The 21,113-nt window shown below is 42.6% G+C and carries 19 protein-coding genes and 1 pseudogene; 4 read left to right on the top strand and 16 right to left on the bottom strand.

Going from position 1 to position 21,113, the window contains the following annotated elements; all coding sequences use genetic code 11:
- Positions 1-131: 131 nt before the first annotated feature.
- The 6 genes and pseudogenes from TV75_RS13665 to TV75_RS13690 form a co-directional block, all read right to left on the bottom strand.
- Positions 132-1,703, bottom strand: a complete 1,572-nt coding sequence (locus TV75_RS13665) for a SagB family peptide dehydrogenase (protein ID WP_044339348.1) — start codon at positions 1,701-1,703, stop codon at positions 132-134.
- Positions 1,704-1,723: 20 nt separating this feature from the next.
- Positions 1,724-3,670, bottom strand: coding sequence for a TOMM precursor leader peptide-binding protein (locus tag TV75_RS13670; protein ID WP_044339349.1), 1,947 nt, complete (start codon positions 3,668-3,670; stop codon positions 1,724-1,726).
- Complete coding sequence (locus TV75_RS13675) at positions 3,667-5,574, bottom strand: putative thiazole-containing bacteriocin maturation protein (protein WP_044339350.1); 1,908 nt, start codon at positions 5,572-5,574, stop codon at positions 3,667-3,669. The genes TV75_RS13670 and TV75_RS13675 overlap by 4 nt, the downstream gene beginning before the upstream one ends.
- Before the next feature lie 147 nt (positions 5,575-5,721).
- Positions 5,722-5,991: a heterocycloanthracin/sonorensin family bacteriocin gene (locus TV75_RS21555; RefSeq protein WP_367379317.1), complete on the bottom strand. Its 270-nt coding sequence runs from the start codon at positions 5,989-5,991 to the stop codon at positions 5,722-5,724.
- A gap of 306 nt (positions 5,992-6,297) precedes the next feature.
- A pseudogene (locus TV75_RS13685) lies at positions 6,298-6,856 on the bottom strand (class I SAM-dependent methyltransferase).
- Between the two features lie 118 nt (positions 6,857-6,974).
- Positions 6,975-7,916 (bottom strand): DHH family phosphoesterase, encoded by a 942-nt coding sequence (locus TV75_RS13690; RefSeq protein ID WP_044339352.1) that lies wholly within the window; start codon positions 7,914-7,916, stop codon positions 6,975-6,977.
- A gap of 93 nt (positions 7,917-8,009) precedes the next feature.
- Between TV75_RS13690 and TV75_RS13695 the strand changes: the two genes are divergently transcribed.
- Positions 8,010-8,315 carry a YtpI family protein gene (locus TV75_RS13695; protein WP_044339353.1) on the top strand — a complete coding sequence of 102 codons (306 nt, stop codon included), beginning with the start codon at positions 8,010-8,012 and terminating at the stop codon, positions 8,313-8,315.
- 71 nt (positions 8,316-8,386) lie between these two features.
- Here TV75_RS13695 and TV75_RS13700 read toward each other — a convergent pair whose 3' ends face one another.
- The 4 genes from TV75_RS13700 to TV75_RS13715 form a co-directional block, all read right to left on the bottom strand.
- A complete protein-coding gene (locus TV75_RS13700; protein WP_044339354.1) occupies positions 8,387-9,706 on the bottom strand; it encodes a DRTGG domain-containing protein in 1,320 nt (439 codons plus the stop codon).
- 216 nt (positions 9,707-9,922) lie between these two features.
- Complete coding sequence (locus TV75_RS13705) at positions 9,923-10,165, bottom strand: hypothetical protein (RefSeq protein WP_044339355.1); 243 nt, start codon at positions 10,163-10,165, stop codon at positions 9,923-9,925.
- A gap of 105 nt (positions 10,166-10,270) precedes the next feature.
- Positions 10,271-10,951 (bottom strand): metal-dependent hydrolase, encoded by a 681-nt coding sequence (locus TV75_RS13710; RefSeq protein WP_044339356.1) that lies wholly within the window; start codon positions 10,949-10,951, stop codon positions 10,271-10,273.
- A 168-nt stretch (positions 10,952-11,119) separates the two neighbouring features.
- Positions 11,120-11,485, bottom strand: a complete 366-nt coding sequence (locus TV75_RS13715; RefSeq protein WP_044339357.1) for a winged helix-turn-helix transcriptional regulator — start codon at positions 11,483-11,485, stop codon at positions 11,120-11,122.
- 195 nt (positions 11,486-11,680) lie between these two features.
- Between TV75_RS13715 and hxlA the strand changes: the two genes are divergently transcribed.
- Positions 11,681-12,313 carry a 3-hexulose-6-phosphate synthase gene (hxlA, locus tag TV75_RS13720; RefSeq protein WP_044339358.1) on the top strand — a complete coding sequence of 211 codons (633 nt, stop codon included), beginning with the start codon at positions 11,681-11,683 and terminating at the stop codon, positions 12,311-12,313.
- A 7-nt stretch (positions 12,314-12,320) separates the two neighbouring features.
- Positions 12,321-12,878, top strand: coding sequence for a 6-phospho-3-hexuloisomerase (gene hxlB / locus TV75_RS13725; protein ID WP_044339359.1), 558 nt, complete (start codon positions 12,321-12,323; stop codon positions 12,876-12,878).
- Between the two features lie 171 nt (positions 12,879-13,049).
- Here hxlB and ald read toward each other — a convergent pair whose 3' ends face one another.
- The gene (ald, locus tag TV75_RS13730) at positions 13,050-14,168 is read right to left on the bottom strand and encodes an alanine dehydrogenase (RefSeq protein ID WP_044339360.1); all 1,119 of its coding nucleotides are present in this window, start codon (positions 14,166-14,168) and stop codon (positions 13,050-13,052) included.
- 242 nt (positions 14,169-14,410) lie between these two features.
- Between ald and TV75_RS13735 the strand changes: the two genes are divergently transcribed.
- On the top strand, positions 14,411-15,739 hold the full coding sequence (locus tag TV75_RS13735) for a purine-cytosine permease family protein (protein ID WP_044339361.1): 1,329 nt from the start codon (positions 14,411-14,413) through the stop codon (positions 15,737-15,739).
- A 79-nt stretch (positions 15,740-15,818) separates the two neighbouring features.
- On the opposite strand, the gene TV75_RS13740 is transcribed toward TV75_RS13735, so the two are convergent.
- The 5 genes from TV75_RS13740 to TV75_RS13760 all read right to left on the bottom strand — a co-directional run bounded on the left by TV75_RS13740 (position 15,819) and on the right by TV75_RS13760 (position 20,946).
- Complete coding sequence (locus tag TV75_RS13740; protein ID WP_044339362.1) at positions 15,819-16,223, bottom strand: hypothetical protein; 405 nt, start codon at positions 16,221-16,223, stop codon at positions 15,819-15,821.
- Positions 16,213-16,791, bottom strand: a complete 579-nt coding sequence (locus tag TV75_RS13745; protein WP_044339363.1) for a deaminase domain-containing protein — start codon at positions 16,789-16,791, stop codon at positions 16,213-16,215. The genes TV75_RS13740 and TV75_RS13745 overlap by 11 nt, the downstream gene beginning before the upstream one ends.
- A gap of 296 nt (positions 16,792-17,087) precedes the next feature.
- Positions 17,088-19,268 carry a DUF3732 domain-containing protein gene (locus TV75_RS13750; protein WP_044339364.1) on the bottom strand — a complete coding sequence of 727 codons (2,181 nt, stop codon included), beginning with the start codon at positions 19,266-19,268 and terminating at the stop codon, positions 17,088-17,090.
- Positions 19,265-19,777, bottom strand: coding sequence for a three component ABC system middle component (locus TV75_RS13755; protein WP_044339365.1), 513 nt, complete (start codon positions 19,775-19,777; stop codon positions 19,265-19,267). The genes TV75_RS13750 and TV75_RS13755 overlap by 4 nt, the downstream gene beginning before the upstream one ends.
- A 2-nt stretch (positions 19,778-19,779) precedes the next feature.
- Positions 19,780-20,946, bottom strand: coding sequence for an ABC-three component system protein (locus TV75_RS13760; RefSeq protein ID WP_044339366.1), 1,167 nt, complete (start codon positions 20,944-20,946; stop codon positions 19,780-19,782).
- Positions 20,947-21,113 lie beyond the last annotated feature (167 nt).

The raw sequence follows: 21,113 nt of genomic DNA on the forward strand, positions 1-21,113 counted from the left end.
TGCAACTATGGGGTTGCACGTCAAATATACGCAACTAAAAAGTTGCTTATCATAAGAACCACGGGGACAGGTACCGCGGCTCCTATTTAAAGAGCCAATGTACCTGTCCCCGTGGCTGCCCTTAATCATTTTTAACTCAACAAACTCCCCTTCATCCAAGCCTTCTCCCGATAAGGTCCGATCGGGATCTGAATCAAGGTAGTCCTGTCCTCTGAATCCAGTTTGTAAATTTCATCCGTCAATTTCGTATCAAACCCAAGCAGGGGATGTCCGCCAAACCCGGCGGCTGACGTTGCCAATAGCAGGCGCTGTACAAGCATTCCCGCTTCCATTTGCATGATCCTGTAGCCTCTGTATCCAAGGGCGTCCTGATAGTGATTTTTGTTTCCGATGATGTGAAGGCATAGGGGCACCTGAAGCAGATTGACGTTATCCAGTGACAGCCCTGATTGCAGCTGGAGGCGATAATCCCCTGTTCCGATTTCCCGCAAGGAATGACGGTCACTGTCATAGGCGTATGCCCCATTTGGAATGCCTTCTACATTATACAAACAGCCATAAATCGAAACACGGTTTTCTTTGCCGACATAGACGTTCTCTATGTCACTTCTGAATGCGTATGAATGGGTAGCCAGTTTGAGTAAGGTAGATAACCGTTCCTGACTGACTCTCTCCATGACAAAATCCATTTCAGGTGAATGGCGATTTTTGCATGCTTCAACAAAATCATACGTATAGGACTCGATCTCCGGCAGATGGATTTCTTTTTCACCGGTTCTAAAATCCGGTTGTTTTCCAAGTACATGAAAATCACCTGTTGAATGTATTTTGGAAGCTTCATTCACTGCTAGTAACCTAGGAAACTCCCTAACCTTTTCAGATCTTTCGTAGTGTTCTACAGGTAGTGCGGGCAGCTCGCCGCATAATTCCTCATCGGTGACTGTCCTTCCCATCCCGGTTCCAGCCCAATTCGTTGCTGTAACGGAAAGCGGGATGACGGCATAGACGTTTTCCTCTTCCTCACTCAGTCCAAGCAAACGGTTGACTGCTGAATCGAGGAATTGAACATACACCCCAGACTCGAATCCGAACCGTTTGGCCGTTTCCAAGAGCTGCCCCGTTACGACACCGGCATCCAGTCCCTGCAGCCGGTAGGAAAAGTTGTTGTATTTAAAAAAGTTTTTCCAAAACCTTGTGGAGACGAAGGCCGTAGCAAAACATGATGAGATATCGCAGCGATTGCCGAGTGCCCGTTCTAAGTACGAATCGAAATTCCCTTCCCGGAGTAGGACGAGGCGGTGGTGGGCGGCGTCATAATGGTAGATTCCATGGGGCAAATCGTTGAGCTTTAAATAGAGATATAATTCATTCGGATACAATGCCCCTCCGGATGGAGCAAACCGCCGATACGAGTGGATGGGGTAATCCTCCTCTTCCTGATATTCATCGGGATGTACCGACTGACTTACCCCGGTGATGCCGTAGACGTACCAGAGAAAATGACCGATCCTTTCCAAAGGGGGTTGTAAGGGCGGCTGTCCCTCGGGGAGTGACAGCGGTACTTCTGTAGACAATGGTACCGCCTGCAATCCCCGGTACAACTTATAGGGAAGGGGGGCATCGTCCCAGTCCACTTCCCAGCTAGGCTGATTGGCCCGATTGATATCAAATTGCAGATTGTGCAGAAACTCTTCCAGACTCATCCTCCTCACCTCCTCGTACCTTAAGGAAACGGATGCGGTTTTTGATTGAGCTCATCAAATGTCAATGGCCGGTCCCTATATCCCAGTTCCGCCGGGACGTTCAGGACCCTTTCCAATCCTGTCAGTCGGGTAAGGTGATGCCCGAATGTCATGGGAAGCATGCCCGGAATCAGGACTTTTACGCAGTGTAGTCCGTTCTTTTCAAGTTCTGGTGCGGTTTGATCGACGACAATGACGTCAAGGTCCCGGCTTCGGAATCTTTCAAGGATGTCCTTCAGGTCATCCGTCAGATCGCTGTGTTCAGATCTCCAATCGAATTCTTCCTGGAAACTTCGCAGGGACCGGCTGTCATCCTGTAAAAATGTGAATCGTTCTTCAGCCTGTGGTAATCCGTACAGCATGCCGTGATCATCCATCTGCCTTACAAGGGAATCATCGTAAAGCATTTTTTCATATTTCCCCTTGTTCTTCTCCAATTTCTCATCGAGATTCAGCATCATCCCGGCTAGCTCCTGAATCGCGCTTTTCGCCGCTCTCACCGGATCCAGATGGGCACCTGCAGCGAGGATCAGGTTCAATCCTTCATCCTTTCGGTTCTTTGCCATCGCAAAGACGCTTGGAATGCCGTGCTCCATGGTGGAGTTATACAAATAGAGATCATATCCTGCGACCGCCCGCATCCGTTCGATCATTAACTGCAGCTCTTCGTCCCCTGATGTAGGGAGATCAAGACGAGGCAGGTTGAGCTCTGCATACCAGGTCATAAGGAATGAATCCCGTTCGACTACCTCCATGATTCCGTAGAAAATCGCTTCCTCCCTGCTCCCGCCAAGGGCACAGCCATTGGACGTTTCATAAACAAAACCGGATGAGCCGCAACCAAGACTGTAATAGGCAAGGAGCTCAGGTACGAGAATCGGCCGCTCTTCCATGAGTGAATATCCCCACACCCAGTCAATCTCCCTGTCAGGGTCGAACTTTTCAAATGGGAAACCTGGCGTTGCGTACTGTTCGTCGGTGTGCACGCCGACCTTTAGGGGATCAAGTGCATGATCCTCCACGTTCCGGTAGCAGTCATGGATGACGGTCCGTTTGCCCCGGGGCTCCAACCCGCAGTGGCGCTCCAAGCCTTCAAGAATCGCGGTCAGCTCGCTGTCTGAATAGACTTGGGTCCTTCCCGCCGTCCCCTCATCACCGGAGAACATTGGCATATTGACGCTCGCATCGGCAAATGGCGTCACCAAGTCATACATTTTACTGTTAAAAAGTCCGGTCCGATTATCTAGATAATCGTTTATCAGCACATTTTTCAGCTCATCCAGGGGTGTACAGCGGAAACTGTCTGCACGGATTTTCGGGCTGGGCCTGAGGGAAACATGAGCTAACTCCGGCGAATCGTCTGGGATCTCGCTGCAAACCGGGCATAACGAGTCTGGAACGAAGGAGTGCCAGGAGCTGTTCAACGTTCTCAAATCGGTATGACATACCCGTCCTTTTGAATGTGCCTCGCCACCCTCAAGGATCCTGACAGCTTCTGACGTGATGATGTGAGCCATGTGCAAGATACCGGTTTTCGAAGCCCACGGATCTTTCGTCATTCCACCGTCTTCCGCGAGTTTCCTTTGGACTTCACGCATCTCATGTCGTTCCTTTCCGCCAAGGAGACGTCTCACATCTACACATTGTGAGCATCCCGGTGTATCGGGCTGTACCAGTGGTCCGATGACTCCTTCTCCAAAGGAAACGAAGCCTCTCAGCCACGGAACCTGAGCCCCCCTCATTACTTCTTCTGCCATCTGGTGAACGCCTGGATTCCATGTATCATCCAGTGTCAGCACCAAATCGGTATTGGCGGGGATGCTTTTTTCTACGTTTTTTTGCCTGAAAACGGGGTACCGGGCTGAAATTTGCGCACATACACGGTCCGAAAGCATTCCCTCCCCCACAATGACCACGAACGAACTCATTGCACTTCCTCCTCTCGCAGCAGCACACCAAACACACCTGCGAGCTCCTGTTTAAAAGCAAGTTCCATACTCAGTTCGTACACTACTATCTGCTTTTGATTCCGCTTTAAGGTGTTGATTGCTTCTTTCAGGTTTTCAGGCTGGATCCTGTCTTCACCGGCTGGGATCGTTATTCTTTGCACATTATGTTCATCTAAAGTAACTAAAACTGGGTTTGCGTCCACAGCATCCGTACCGTTCTGAGCTTGAAAGAGTGCATGTTGCAGAGAGTTCCTCAGCGCCATGGTGATGGTAAAACCGGTATTCCCATACCAGCCTTTCTTACCCCGGACATAGACGACGGGAAATCCAGCCACATCCTCCCCTACACCGATTTCCGGTTGTCCTTCCATGGTGGTCAATGCTTTTACATAAAAACGGCATGTTTCATCTTCCATCGTATCTAATGCAAGACGGGTAATGGTGCTTTTTTGAACCGATTCTCTTTTTCGCAGCACATCATTCAGGCACTGATGAAGCCCGCGTCCCACACATTCTGCAAACGTCGCTCCAGCTCCGATGCCCATATAATCACCTGTCTGAGGAACGATCAAACTGCCAAGCCTTGAAGCGTATGCCTCAATTCCTTTTAGTCCGGCTTCGCGACGTGCATCTGCATGGGTCAAGCCACTGCAGATCACCTCATCAAGCCTTTCTGCCGGACCCTCAGACAGTCCATCGACGGGCTGGACACGGCATTGAGCGAGTGGCAGCTGCTTCGTATCCCCTTCCTCCCACACATGAAAAACCCCAGTCTCTTTTGAAGTCAGCAGACTGAAGAAATACAGCATTTTTTCAGGATCAGACCTTTCCGACCCCTGTTCCAGCCGCGTCTCCAGGCCATGAACAGCTTCAGCTGCTAAACGTCCTGTCTCCAGCGGATGTGGTAAAAAGGAATGCCAGCTTCCTTCGAGAGTCTCTTTATCCAGGAGAAAGACCCGATTTCGCTGATCGGCTTTTGCCACTCCTGTTATCTCTTTGAATAATTCAAAGACGATCATGTTCGCAAGCATGGCTCCTGGGATCGCCGACTCTGCAAATAACCCTTCATCTTTCCGCAAGGCCGTTGTGTGGATGCGCCTCCATGCAGATTCCCACCCTGCCTCAGTATCAGGATGGATGATGGGTCCGGCCATTCCTTTCTCCTTGTGACAAATGGCCGGAATAAACAGCTTGTGATCCGTCCTGCAAATCGCATGGAGGAGGTCGAGTTCCTCATGGTTTTCTTTTTCACTTACATATAAAATCGATTCGAAAGGCTCCACGGTCTCCCGCCACCCGCCTTCACTGAATCGGACTTCCGTGAGCTCTAATTCCGGATCCGTTTTACGGGCATGGTCCACAAGCTCGATCAGCCGGCGTCTGTTCGTAGGTACCTCGTCGGTCACGAGTACCTGCAGCTTTGCCAATCCCGATTCGATGAGGGATGAAACCAAAGAAGTCAGAAAAGGACCAGATCCCACCGCCAGGACATTGGCCCCGCGGTACGTTTCAAACCTCGCAGCCCCTGAATCAACCAAGCTATCGACAAATTCGATTTGTGAGGCGAATTTGTCCACTGCATGCCGGGGCAGCTGGTGTGGCAGATCCCTGCTTACATCCCGGACAAATCCATTCCCATGCAGTACCTCTGCTATTTCCATGACCCTGTTTTGATAAGGTCCAGGCAACCCATTCGTTAAATACTCAAGGGAGTACTCCCCGTTGAACATCGGCAGCAGCTTCTCAACCCATTGATCAATCCCGTTTCCTTCCATACGGAAAGAGCATAGATTATTCCTGAAGTAAACACCGCTGTTCGGTTCGGGGAGGTAAAACGTATCCCTTTTCACTTTTAAACGCATAGAAGGGTCCAATTTTCCCATAGTGCTCCTCCTTACCCCCGCTAATCTCTTGTATTTTGGCTGTCATTACCATCGTATGAGTCTCAATTTGTCCCTTATGTATAAAAGAAAGAACCCTGCATGAACTCATACAGGGATCCATTTTGAAAACGATATTCTAAAAGCTGATTAACGACCGCAGCGTCCACATCTGCCGCAACCGCCACACCGGCCACATCCGCCACATCTTCCGCAGCCTCCGCAACGGAAGCATCCGCCGCAGCCAAAACAGCTAAAGAAACATGAGAAACCAAAGCCAAAACAGCCTCCAAATCCTAGGAAAAGCCGTTCGTCATTCGGATCATACATGTTTTGATCCCAGGAAACGGGCTGTGTCGCCTGGAAATCACCTACATTCAAATGTTGAAGTTCATTATGAAAATTATTCATCTTCTTCATTACCTCCTAAAAAAGTTACCCACAGTCTCTCCCGACTAAAAACAATTGAGCTCTCTAAGAAAAATTTCTGTCATATAGGTTCATTCACTATAAATGTGAACACTCCCAAACAATTTATGTCATTTTGCTGGGTATTGTTACTGATGCATAAGCCTATTTTCAGATGGAGGTTTCCTATCTGCTCGATTCAGTGAATGAAAAAGAGCCGGCATCCGCCGGCTCTTACTACTTATTTATTCAGGTATTACAATCTACGGGACATCTTCCGTTCACCTGATGTTCGTTCCCTTATATAAAGATGTTGAATTATTTTATACTACTCGATAAAAACATCGAGGCATCCTCATTCATAAAGATGCGATGTCCATGATGGAATGTCTTGATTTCAGTCGACTTAAATCCCGCATCAGATAGTCTCTCTTTCAGTTCTTCATGGTCAAACCCGTTGTGAACCTTCGGATGGTAGACACGGTCGTTTTTGTCAAAATCAACAATAATGAGCTTGCCGCCATCATTCAGGATGTTGTACAGCTCTTGTAAGATGTTTTTTATATCTGGAATATGAAGAAGGACGAGTGACATTAACACGATGTCTACCTTAAGTTCATGAGTTCCTTGTGTAAAATCGGAATAAAGGACATCAGCGTTGGTGATCCCTTTTTGAGAGATTTTCGCTTTCGCAACATCCAACATAGTCTGGCAATGCTAAGCTGACTAGCCCGGTACCACTTCCGTAGTCGATCAGAGATTTTGATTTACTATCTTGTAATTCCTGTTTTACTTCCTTAACGATTACTTTAGCTAATTCAATTCTATCTTCTGTATCGTATCTTTTAGCCATCTCTTCAAATACGTTATGTTCCATCTGTCACTCTCCTCTTCGTAAACATTCAAGCTATGTGGTGGTCATGATTTCAATATACATCAAACTAACTCATTTACCCAAAACAGAAGAAGCCGGCATCCGCCGGCTCCACCAAAACTTACCTATGATTTCTGCACACGTCTCTCAAATCGCTCATCACTTTTTCTTTCTCTTCCCATGAATAAATCGAAGCTCCTGCTGCCAGTGGATGCCCGCCGCCGTTGTATTTTTTGGCGATGGTGTTGATGACTGGTCCTTTTGAACGCAGACGGACCCTGATTTGATCACTTTCTTCAATGAAGAAAACCCACGCTTTGATGCCTTTTACGTTCCCCAATGTGCTGACCAGTAAAGAAGCTTCTGAAGGAATGACCTGGTGCTCTTCCAGTATTTCTTTCGTCATGACCATGCTTGCACAGCCGTCCCCATCCATTTCAAAGTTCTGAAGGACGAATCCGTGCAGCTTGATGACATTGGCATCGATCTCGTACATTTTGTTGAATAGTTCATTACGGTCAAAATCGAAGCGAATCAATTCGCCTGCGATATCAAACGTATTCTGGGTTGTACTTGGATAAAGGAATCTTCCTGTATCTCCGACAATCCCGGCAAATAAAAGTCTTGCGCCTTCATCAGACAGTGTTAATCCTTTATCCTTACCGAACAAGTAAAATTCATAGATCATTTCGCTTACTGAGCTTGCAGATGTATCGATCCATAAATAGTCTCCGTATGCATCTTCATTGGGGTGATGATCAATTTTCACGAGCTTATCCCCTAACTTATAACGACTGTCACAGATCCGTTCTTCATTCGCCGTATCGCAAACGATGATTAACGCTCCTTCGAACACATGGTCATCAATGACATCCAGGCGTTTTAAATAATGAAGGCTTGCATCTTCTTTCCCGACGGCATAGATCTTTTTATCCGGAAAGGACGTTTTCAGCATTTCCACAAGTCCCCCTTGGGATCCGTATGCATCAGGATCCGGGCGGACATGTCTTTGTACAATGATCGTTTCATATTGTTTGATGAGGTCCAGTATTTGTTCTTTCATGGGAATCTCCTTTGTAGTGGATTTTTTATTTGGCATTCTGTCCTGATATCTGTAAAATAGTAGCGAGAGAAGTCAACGATGGAGGACAAAACTATGTATTTTCTCGCACTACTGATTGTCGTAGCATTCACCTTTTATGTCTTTTATAAAATCAGACAGGTCCGGACGAATCGACCAATGGAAAAGAAATGGCTATCGGCTAAGGCAAGCATCGCACTCGGGCTATTTGTTGCCCTGTTTGGGATCAATCAGCTATTTTTATTTCCTGGAACGCTGACGTATTTCATCGGCGGTCTTTTTATCCTGATTGGACTTGGGAGCTGCTGGGCTGGGTATAAGCTGTACAAGCACGTGCTTCCTTATGCTCAAAGGGAAGCGAAGGAATTGGATAAGCAATAATGCGACAAAAGACTGGATGTTCATCCGGTCTTTTTTTTGATTACATAGCTTTTGTTTATCCAAAAACTCCCTTAATGTCGATCAATCAGCTGGCAAATCATCAGGGATTTCCCGACCATTACGCCTTCACAATATACTTCTACATCCACTTTACCAAATTTCCTTCCGACGTCGAGCACTTTCGGGTGAATTTCGAGCATGCTCTCCATTTGGACGGGCTTGATGAAATAGATAGTCATGTTTTCGATGACGATATCACCTTTTTTGTAGGGCTTCAACGCTCTATTGGCCGCTTCGGTCATTAATGTAGTGAAAACCCCATATGAGATCGTCCCGATACCCGTCGTCATCTGAGGCGTCACGGCGAATTGGTAGACCTCTTTATCGCCCTTCTTTTCAGCTGCAGCTTCCACTGCGTTACTGATCAGATCATCGATCGTTTCCCCAACCTGTGGCTGCCTTTGGATCATTTGCAGTGCCTTCAATACGTCCTGACGGCTGATGATCCCCTGGAGCCTGTTCTGTTCATTGACGACGGGAAGTAATTCGATCCCTTCCCAGATCATAATATGAGCGGCTGAGGCTACGCTTGTATTGGGGCTGACGGTGATCGGCTGCTTCGTCATGATCTTATCGATCCCCGTATACTTCTCCTGCCCCATGACGTCTTTCGAGGTGACCATCCCATGCACTTTCAGGTTGTTATCTACAACCGGGAAACGGCTGTGGAACGTATACTGATTCTTTTCGTACCATTCTTCCAACGTATCATTGATATGCAGGTAAGCCGTGTCATCCGCTTTTGTTAAAATATCTTCTACTAATATGATTTCCTTTTTGATGAGCTGATCATAGATGGCCCTGTTGATCATGGTGGCCACTGTAAAGGTGTCGTAGGAAGTGGAGATGATTGGAAGTTCCAGTTCGTCTGCGAGCTTCTTGACATGATCTTCTGTATCGAATCCACCGGTGATCAGTACGGCAGCCCCGGCTCTCAGTGCATGTTCATGGGCCTGGGTCCTGTTCCCGATGATCAACAGATTCCCCGCTTCCGTGTATCTCATCATGGCTTCAAGCTTCATTGCTCCAATGACGAACTTATTGAGCATTTTATGTAATCCCGTTCTTCCACCCAATACTTGTCCATCAATGATGTTGACCACTTCTGCATAGGTGAGCTTTTCGATATTATCTTTCTTCTTTTGTTCGATCCGGATCGTCCCGACGCGCTCGATGGTGCTGACGTATCCTTTGGTTTCGGCATCCTTGATCGCTCTGTATGCCGTTCCTTCGCTTACTGTCAATGCTTTTGCAATTTGGCGGACGGAGATTTTTTCACCGACTGGTAAGGTATCTATGTAGTCTAGTATTTGTTCGTGTTTAGTAGCCAATGCTTTTCACCCTTCTTTATAACGTCCTGGTTTATATGTTTATTATAATGTGAAAAGCGTGGTGTTTCAATTTAATCGGGGCTTACTTTGGTGTAAGCCCCGTTAATTTAGTGAACTTTGTCTCTTCTAAAGTAGAAAGTGCTGGTTGATTTCCGCTCCAATCAACTTAGCGGTTCGCTTCTAAAGAACCATTAACAAACTAACCTTTATAAAAACTTATCCAAATGATCTCGATCTCACTTTCCGTACCGGCTTCGATTTCAACTTCTTACCCTTACTTGTTCCTTTAGGTGTATAAAGCAGGGCTGCGAGATTTCCTGCTGCGACGAATGTGGCGAGGATGAGCCAGCCTATGGCAAAGGTGCCTTGAAGGCCTTCAGCGAAAATGGACATGCGGGGAGCTCCGTAGTAGATGAGTGCTCCTGTTACGAGTAAGCATAGGATATATCGTTGTTTCATGCGTTCTTCCTCCTCTCTGGGCTTGTATCATGTATATGCGAGGGAGTGGAGGATATTGTGTAAACATGAGAAAAAGGGTGATGCAAATGCACCATCCTTTTCTTATTAGTATTCGATTACGTCTCCGGCCTTCATGACCTGTCCTTCAGAATCCTCGAGCATGTCGATGAATTTATGCGGATCCTGCTTGATCGGCGGGAATGTGTCATAGTGGATCGGCACGACTTTCTTCGCTTTTAAGAAGCTTGCTGCCGTCGCCGCGTCCTCTGGTCCCATTGTGAAGTTATCCCCGATTGGAAGGAAGGCAAGGTCAATCGGATGACGTTCCCCTATTAGTTTCATGTCGGAAAATAATCCGGTATCCCCTGCATGGAAGATGGTTTTTCCTTCAATCATTAAGAGAACGCCTGCTGGCATACCCATGTAGATGATTTCATTGCCGTCTGTGATCAGACCGGATCCGTGGAACGCCTGAGTTAGTTTCACTTTCCCGAAGTCAAACTCATAAGCTCCTCCGACATGCATCGGATGAGTTTTCACTAGTTGCCAGCTTAGGTAAGTAGCCAGTTCGTGGTTGGCGATAACTAATGAATCGTTTTTCTTCGCTAACTCGACGGTGTCACCTACGTGATCATTGTGACCGTGTGTAAGGATGATGACATCAGGTTTCTCGTCATCGACTTTAAGATCTGTCAGTTCGTTTCCGTTGATGAACGGATCAATCAGGATCGTTTTACCGTTTGTTTCAATTTTCACTACTGAATGTCCATGATATGAAATCTTCATTTTGCATCTCCTCCAAATAAACTTATCTATTTTTCTTACTCTCGTATGCTATTTTATGTTATACCCTAATTTTATAAAAATAAGCGAGTAGTAGCAATTAAGTTGTTGTCTCTACTCATATAAAACAGTAAAAAAAAACCAAGGTTAACCCTTGGTTAGAAAGACTATCTATTTTACCGCTGATTGATCATCCGTTTCCTTTTCCAGTATATTCTCGACATAATCTTTGCCCCATTCATACATACCCTCTAAGATTGGCAACAGTCTTTCCCCATGCTCGGTGAGTGAGTATTCGACTTTAGGCGGGACGACAGGATACACTTCCCGGTGCACGATTAAATGATCTTCAAGTTCTCTTAATTGGTTGACAAGCATTCTTTGAGTGATACCCGGCATAAGAGATTTTAATTCTCCAAATCGTTTTGTTCCTTCCTTGCCTAGATGCCATAAAATCAACATTTTCCATTTACCACCGATTACGGCGAGGGTTAATTCTTTTTCACAGTTGAAATTTTTTTCTCCTAAATTTGGCATTTGCCTCAACTCTCCTTTAATCATCCATTAGTATACTTTTTATCACTATATGCGGTAAATGTGCGTACTTTAAATTCAATTACATACTGAGTATACTAAACAGCATGCTAGTGAGTAAATAACTTTTAATATAGAAACATTTACAACTAACCACTTAGCACAACCAATAAAATTCTCTAGAAGGAGCGAATATAAATGAAATTACAATTAGCATTAGATCTTGTGGATATTCCAGGAGCCATTGCATTAGTAAAAGAGGTAGAAGAGTATATTGATGTTGTAGAAATTGGTACACCTGTGGTGATCAATGAAGGCCTTAAAGCAGTGAAAGAAGTAAAAGCAGCATTCCCTGACTTAACCGTATTAGCGGACTTGAAAATTATGGATGCAGCTGGATATGAAGTAAGCCAAGCCTCTGCTGCAGGTGCTGACATCATTACGATTCTTGGAACGGCAGAAGACGAGTCAATCAAAGGCGCAGTAGAAGAAGCCCGAAAACAAGGTAAACAAATCCTTGTTGATATGATCGCCGTGAAAGACGTTGCCGCCCGTGCGAAGGAATTGGACGAACTTGGTGCCGATTATATCTGTGTACACACAGGTTATGATCTGCAAGCTGTAGGAAAAAATTCCTTTGAAGATCTACACACGATCAAAAGCGTTGTGAAAAATGCCAAAACGGCAATTGCCGGTGGAATCAAATTAGAAACACTACCTGAAGTTATTAAAGAACAGCCTGACCTCATCATTGTAGGTGGCGGGATTACAAGCAAAGAAGATAAACGAGCGACTGCACGTGAAATGCAGGAATTAATTCACCAAGGGTAATGAAACGATGAAGTCTACTCAATATTTAGCCAAAGTCGTTGAAGAATTAAGACAAACAGTGCACTTAATCTCTGATGAAGAGGCAGAGAAATTAGTAAACCTGATTCTAGAATCCAAGAAAATCTTTGTGGCTGGTGCGGGCAGATCTGGATTGATGGGGAAATCTTTTGTGATGCGTATGATGCACATGGGGATTGATGCCTATGTCGTTGGGGAAACAGTAACAGCCAACTTAGAAAAGGATGATCTATTAATCATTGGATCAGGCTCAGGAGAAACCAAAACGTTAGTGGCCATTGCTGAAAAAGCAAAAAGCTTGGGAGGTACCGTCGCAGCAATAACCATATCTTCTGATTCAACCATTGGAGAATTAGCTGATCTGACCGTTACATTACCAGGAGTAACGAAAGACCAGTCCGAAGGTGATTACAAAACGATCCAACCAATGGGCTCTCTTTTTGAGCAAACGATGTTGTTATTTTATGATGCCATCATTCTGCGCTTCATGGAGAAAAAGGGATTGGATTCTACTAAAATGTATGGGAAACATGCTAATCTCGAATAGAATAAAAAATACAGAAAAGGCCACATTTTAGGATGTGGCTTTTTCTGTATACTTCTATTTTTAATGTAAAGTTTTGCACTCCAATCACCATAAGTACATAACACGGAGGCCTTCATAATCTCTCCTATATTTACATAAGAAAGCCGACTGCATGCAGTCGGCTTCGTGGTGTTATTGTTGCTCTAATTGTGTTCTTGTATCTGAGTAGTCTACAGCGTGTGCTTCAGCTACTGCTTGGTAAGTAACATATCCATTCAATGTGTTAATACCTTTTAATAAAGCTTCGTTGTCTAAGCACGCTTTTTTGTAGCCTTTGTTTGCGATTTGAACCGCGTAAGGTACTGTTACGTTTGTCAGTGCGATGGTAGACGTACGAGGTACGGCACCAGGCATGTTGGCAACGGCATAGTGTACAACGCCATGCTTCACGTAAGTTGGATCGTCATGAGTCGTGATGCGGTCCGTTGTTTCGAAGATTCCACCTTGGTCGATGGCGATATCGACTACAACTGAACCAGGCGTCATCGCTTTGATCATGTCTTCTGTTACCAATTTAGGTGCTTTCGCTCCCGGAATCAGAACAGCTCCGATGACAAGGTCCGCTTCTCTTACAGCTTGTTCGATATTCAGCGGGTTAGACATAAGCGTCGTTACGTCGCTACCGAAGATATCATCAAGCTGACGAAGGCGATCCGGGTTAAGATCAAGGATGGTTACGTTGGCACCAAGTCCGACAGCCATTTTCGCTGCGTTCGTACCGGCAACTCCTCCACCGATGATCGTTACTTTACTGCGGCGAACCCCTGGTACACCTGAAAGTAATACACCTTTACCACCGTGGATCTTCTCTAAGAACTGTGCACCGATTTGAGTCGCCATACGTCCAGCCACTTCACTCATCGGAGTCAATAATGGAAGGGCACGATTCAGTTCAACCGTTTCGTACGCGATTCCGATCACTTTATTATCGATTAACGCTTTCGTTAATTCAGGTTCTGGAGCAAGATGTAAATATGTAAATAAGATAAGTCCCTCACGGAAATAAGAGTACTCACTTGGAAGTGGCTCTTTAACTTTCATGACCATTTCCATGGACCATGCTTCCGCTGCAGAATCAACGATGTGTCCACCTGCTGCTACGTAATCTTCGTCTGTAAATCCTGAGCCTAATCCAGCTCCTGATTCGATGTAAACCTCATGTCCAAAAAGAACCAGATTCACAACACCTGCGGGAGTCATAGCCACCCGATTTTCATTATTTTTAATTTCCGTTGGTACACCAATACGCATACTAAGCCAACCTCCTAAATGCACTATTGCTCCTTGGAGCATTTACTTCCTAAATATAACACTATTCATATATAATAGCGAAGGGCAATTACTCACCCCTGTAAGCACTTACATTCTAACAAATAAATAAGGAAATATCTCTATTTTTCTTTAAAAAATATAATGATTATTTCTTCGCTTTTTTCCAAAAATTCTTTAAAATAGAAACCATGCATCTTAGTATACCCAAAGGAGACTTTTTCATGAAACAACCCATGATCGAAAGACTCGGACTTGAAAAGGTCCCTGCTGAATTAAAATCCACCACATGGATCGAATACTTCATCATACAGCTCGCCTTCTCCGTAAACGCAGGAAACTTCCTCATCCCGGCTCTGGCCGTCCTTGAAGGCGGACTATCCTTTCAGGCAGCGTTCCTTGCCACCGTACTCGGAGCAAGCGTCGCCTTCCTATTCGTATCATTCCTGTCACTACCGGGCTCCCGCTACGGCCTGCCCGCTCAATACGTCCTGCGGTCCATCATCGGAACCCGGCTGTCGATGCTCATCGCATCCCCCATCCGGTCACTGACGTCCCTCTACTGGTTCAGCGTCCAAACTATCGGAGGAACCTTCGTCATCATCTCCATGGTGGAAAAAGTAACACCCTACACCATACCATTCATCCCGGTCGCCATCGGACTCGCCATCATCATGACCCTTCTAGCCCTCATCGGCTTCGAAGCCGTCAAAAAAGCGACCAAACTATTCATCCCGATCCTCGTGATCGGCCAGGGAATTATCCTTTACCTGTTCCTAACAAAAGGTGCCGATTCCCTTACAACACTAAGCCAAGGCCAGGAACCATTCTCCATCGGTACGTTCCTATTCTACTCAAGCCTCGTCTTCGTCCAATACATCTCAGGCGTCAGCGCGTCATCCGACATCACCCGCTACAGCAAAAGCGACCGCCACGGATTCTGGGGACTATACGGAGGAAACGTCGTCGGATTCATGATGACCGCCCTCCTTGGAGGATTGAGTGCCAGCTTGTTCAAAGATCTGAATCCATTCGTGGCAGCTGGGCAGCTTACTGATTCAAGCCTGTTTCTATTGGTGATAACGGCTTGTGCGATGGTTTCGATGATTTCGATTAATCTTAGTAATGCGTATACAGGGGGATATAGTTTGCTTAATGCACTGCCTTCCCTTTCACGGATTCAAAGTGCACTATTGTTCAGTGTTGCTGGAATCATTTTAAGTTCGTTTCCGCAGCTGGTTTATAATGCGCAGGAGTATATTTCTTATCTTGGGATCCTGATCATTCCGATATCGGCTATTGTGGTGGCTGATTATTTGGTTATTCGGAAAGGAAGAATTTCTGAGAGTGCGCTTGTTCGGCTGGCGAGTGGGCAGTCGAATTTTAATCGGGAGGCGTTGTACGTTTTAGTGATTGGTATGGTGATTTATTTGGGGATTCCGGATGGGTGGTCGCCGGGGTTTAGTTGTTTTATAATGACCTCTATTATATATGTTCTTAGTAAAATAAGGGGTAGGATGGAAGCACAGCATCCTATTCAAAAACTTGGTTAAGGAAAAAGAGTGAACCTGTTTGTTAGGTTCACTCTTTCTTGTTCAATAATATCCAAGAAGTAGACATTGTAAATACTTCTTATGCAGAATCTCTATCATCATAATGAAAGTTTGCTTTCAGATATTTGATAATTAATCTTACTTTTACATCCATTTCATCTCTATATTTTTCACTTATATTGATCTTCACAGGTAGTTCACGAATACTCACTTTAGAATTAATATTCTTTAGTTTTTCATAAACAATTTCAAATGAGTTCTGCAGGTCTTGTTCTGCAAAATAATAGCATAATTCTATATAGAGTATTATTTTGCTAACTGGTTTAGTTGCCATAGGTTCAACCTCATATTTCGTTTTACCTGCAGCACCATCCCTAGTATAGCCACTGTCGATACATTCTTGATAAATATCAGCTACCAAGTATTTAAATTTTCGATAGTCTTCATCATTTTGATCTCGATCACCATAAAAATTAATTATCATCGCAGCCACCACCTTTATCGCAGGGATTATTATTATATCTCTTTTCATAATAGACTGTTATATCGACGTTATATTTTTTCTCAAACTCGATAATAACACATCTACAACTTGGACAGGGATACCTCTTAGTCCAAAGAATAATTGAATGGTTAAATTCCTCTGTGTTTTCAAAAGATATTTGTTCTAATATTTTTGATTCAGTGTCATCCCATCGATTCCAGTTTTCAGAACTTTCACTACAAATATCATTTAAGACTTTTGTTTTAAAGGCATTTGTACGACCAATAAGCTCGGGACGATACCCAATTATATATTTATCTTTAAATATATCTAGATACTTGAATTTGTCTTTTCGGTTAAATCCACTATGAGCAATATACTTTTTAGCTTCGTTATTAGTAATATAATAAGCGCATGCAAAATTCCCACCATTTATTGCGCGTGCGTAATTAAATCTATCATCCTCATTGATATTTTGGTCTTCGGATAGCTTTTGAAGCCTTAAATTATATTCATTAATAATTTCATTAATGACTAGATCATTTTGATTGTATTCTTGAACATTCATTTTAATATCTCCCAATAAATGACTTTATTCACTCTCTAAGTAACTTATTAATGTTAACTTTAATTTACTGTTTTACAGGATATTGATATGTATAAATATTTTATAGTGCATTTTCACTATTAAAACATCCGAAAATTACACCTCTCTCACCATATAGCCCCTCCTCATTAAGTATCACTTAATTTTATTTTTTTCCATAAACTCTCTAAAAATTAATAATCTGTATACCACTCTATTATCCTAATATTTACGAGCTATTTAGACGTAAAACGGGATTCTTAGGTTAATTCTTTTGGCTAAGCCAATTCTACGAGTAAATCAAAGTCAATATGGGCCTCAATATAAATAGGAGGAGTATCTAAGGGAAATGCTTTAACTTTAAAGGCAATACCATTTTTATCAAATTCAGCTTCTTCAATTGTAAATTTAGCTTCTTCATGACCTACTATCTTTTTTATTGAAGGCTCAATGTGTGATCCAAGTAAATCTTCAGCTGCATAGTTAGCGTTTTTACCTATTAAATTTTCAGGCATTATTTTACTCCAATGCCAAGGTATTAACTTACGGCCTTTTCTCCACCTTTCAACAAGGTGAACATTATCGAGTCCTTCGACTACACTTTGTCCAGCATGCTCACTAACAATAACTTGAAGAGCACCATTTGTTCTTTCTATACCTGAAGATAAGGCTTTGAAGACTTTATTTACAGCTTGCAATTCTTCTTTTTCCGAATCTTTTTCTGTATTATCTGGAAAATGAGTCTGGCTTGGTTGATCAATGACTAATAGACTAGGAACATAAGGGATATTTTGACTTATAAAAAGCTCATGTAATGCTAACATAGTCGCTATATGATATCCAAGCCAGTTGGCACCACTTCCAATTTCTCTAAGCCACACAGTATCACCTTTTTCATTGATAACACGAATAGTTAATTTATTGGTATCAAGTTGGATTAGGTCGTCACCTGTCTCTAAATCTAAGATTGAACCATAATGACCTGCAAACCTTGTAAACTTATATAGCGCTGCTTCTTTCCTTTGCACAAAAGTTTCAAAGTCTACAGTGGAAACTAACTCTTCCTCTTCTGCTTTTAATTGAGAAATATCATTAGCTAATTCTCCTTCATCAGTGAGGGAATCGTGAAGATTAATAAACTCGGCAGTCCTACCAACGAACATTGCAATTTGCTCTCTTGTTGCTTTCATCTCTTCAGTTTCCACTTGTAAATAATCACGTTCAGATCTAACTTGTTTAATTTCTAACTCTTTGTTGGTGATTTGTTTTCGAATGTCTACTTCTTCTGCGTCTAGCATCGGTGGAACAAGTGTAATAGACTTCCACTGCGCTTCTACTTTTTGAGTGGATTCAATCAGATTTTTAAGTTCATTGGTTGGATTTTCACTACTACTTCCACATAAAGGACAAGAATGGTTTTGACTTATTCTCTCAGTTAACCAAGACGTAGATGAAAGCCGATCTCTTTTCCTGGCAATATTTACTTCTGAATTCCCTCTTGCGAGTGAAAGCTCCTTTAACTGAGTTAGTCTAACTCTTAATGTTGTAAGCTCTGAGTGAAGATGAATTTCTCTTTCACGAAGCCATGAAAGTCTACCAGCATTCAAATTTTCATTATCTTCATTCATATAAAACGAGCTCTTTTTCCAAGAGATTATTATATCTTTGAGTCTTTCAAACAAGATTTTTGTGTCTGTTTCTTCAACACGTATTGAGGGCAATAAACCATATTGTATCCCCACCAAATATCTAGCCCGTACTTCTCCCGAAAAATTTTCAATACTTATTTTTAAAGATTCCAATTGCCTTTGTTTCCGATCAATTAAACGTCTAACCTCTCGTAATCTATGCTGTTTGATGAGGGTTTCAGAATTAACCACTCCTAATACTAAGGGGAATATTTCTCTTAATTTTCTTGCATGCTCTTCAATATCCCCTTCGAAAAACATAGTTTCATTGTTAGCAACTATTCTCTGAGGTTGAAAAATAAAAGCTGTCATATCTGAAATAGAAGCTCTGCCCTTGAACCCACTACCTGTGTTATCAAAGTCCGAATCAGATTGAGGTAACCTTGCCAATCTTTCTAATATGCTCTTAGCAAAATCGCGGTTTGCATTTTTTTGGGGACTTTCTGGAATACCAACTTTTATCCCTTCATTTATCATATAGTCACCAGTTGATTTTTGTTTGCCTGGGTCTCTACGTGCAAATAGCTTTTCTCCCTCATCCGTGCTGATTAATATCCCATACCAAGAAGAATTATTTCTAATAGGTCCGATCTTGGGAATAGAACAACCACCTGACCCTAAGCAATAATCAATAATTTCGATGATCGCCGATTTACCACTACGACTCGAACCTGTTATATAATTTATTGCACCTTCCTTGAAGTTAAGGAGACGAACATTTTTATTACTATCCTTTGGCCAAATAATAATCTTCAATATTGTAAAATTCATTTATTAGGCTCCACTCCTAATATAGTCAAATATTCAAAAATGGACATATTTCCTGCCCAAATTCCTAGTTTATTTGCTGCCTTTAATACAGCTTTAGTCTCCGCTTGAACATTTTTTGGAAGCTTGAAGTTACTTCTAGAGGTGAAGTTCCCATTCTCAAGTGTGACTAGATTACAAGCTATAGCCAGATTTAGAGAACGAAGAGTTCTTTTCTCCATTGACATTATACGATTTTCAAGATTAAATATAGCTTCATTTTGTGCTAATGAAATAGAGGGTTCACGGTCAAGTATAGAGCGAAGCCCAGACGACTCCCGCCTCTTTATTATTACTTTTCGGCTGGTGCCATGAAATACTAAAGGAAGTATAGTAAATATGTGCCACAATGTTAAATGCTCATGCTTCTCTTGTGGATAGGATATGAAACCCTGAGCAAATGCCCAAATTGCATTAGCTCCAATTGCAGGATTTTGCATTATTTCGTATTCTTGTAAAAGCGACCCGCTCATAGTTAAGACTTTCCTTTCGATAGCGACTTAAAGCTAGGGTGCCAACCTATAACTGGTTCTTTTTCCATACTAAAATGTGCCAATGCATGGAAATTTCCACTTGAAATTGACTTTGGCAAAATTTCATTATGAATATAAGTGTTATTTTCTATTGTTAGATCCAAACACTCTTGCCCTTTTATTTCTAAAGAAGAAAATGGTTGCCTATTTGCTCTTCTTCTTGCAGTTTCCCAACATCTTTTCAAATCGTTTTCATAGAGTAAAAGAGTTGTCTCAGAAACTGTATCATTATCTGACCATTTCATACGAGTGTCTTGTGCATGCAAATAATCTAAAATTGACTCTCTAATTAATTCTTCATCTGCATTAATCCAATCTAACTGTTTTACAAACCCATATGAGTCATACTTATTAATATCAACATGAATATCAAATGGCTCAATTAATGCGGTCAACCGAGCAACATTCACTTTCCTGAATAGCCCTTTTAACTCCTTATCAAAGTCCTTTCTGGTAATTCTCGGACGTTGCTTATTTTCAACCGAATACCTAATGTTCCTAGTTACCCAACCTTTCATTTGATCAAATATACCAACTTTCATGTTTGTCTCAAAAACCCTAAGAGCTTGTATATTTTCCAGGTCACCACCAAATTCAGAACTCATTTTATCAAATATTGAAATTTTTATGATCAGATTTTTCAGTTGCTCTTCACTTATACTCAAAAGAGTATTACCATATCCAATTAAATCCTCCCTTAAAGTAGGAATAATTTCCTTTAGTTCATTACAAATTATTTCTGCTGACTCAATCTCTTTTACATTATTTATTCTTTTGGCAAGACACTTAGATGAAATTGATCCATTTGTAACAAGGTGGAACTCTGTATTTAATAGAATTGTTGGGTCTCTCTTAATTGTCTCCGCCCAAATATGTAATGTCTTCCATAATGCAACACTTCTATCAGAAAGAGGCGAATTGGACTTTACGGTCGATTTATCCTGTTCTCTAATTTCTTTTCCGTTATGATAATGTACACTCACGTCATCAATATCCTCAATCCCTATTTCAACAACGTCAACTGAAGACTGAAAGAGATTATAAGTTGCACGATCAAACTGGTATACATATCCTAATGCTGGGCCAGAAGCAGAATGATCTGTACTCATGGTACTCCCCTCCAAATAATTAGAAATCATTGTTATCTATTCGACAATTTTCTTACATTTCCTTCCTATTAATAAAAATTAATAAACTCATATTTTTTCTAAAAAAACTAATAATATTTGATTTTCTTTAGAATTAGTAAGCTTAACAAGTGATTACTCCCTAACCA

This window comes from Rossellomorea aquimaris (assembly GCF_000935355.1).
GTDB lineage: Bacteria > Bacillota > Bacilli > Bacillales > Bacillaceae_B > Rossellomorea > Rossellomorea aquimaris_B.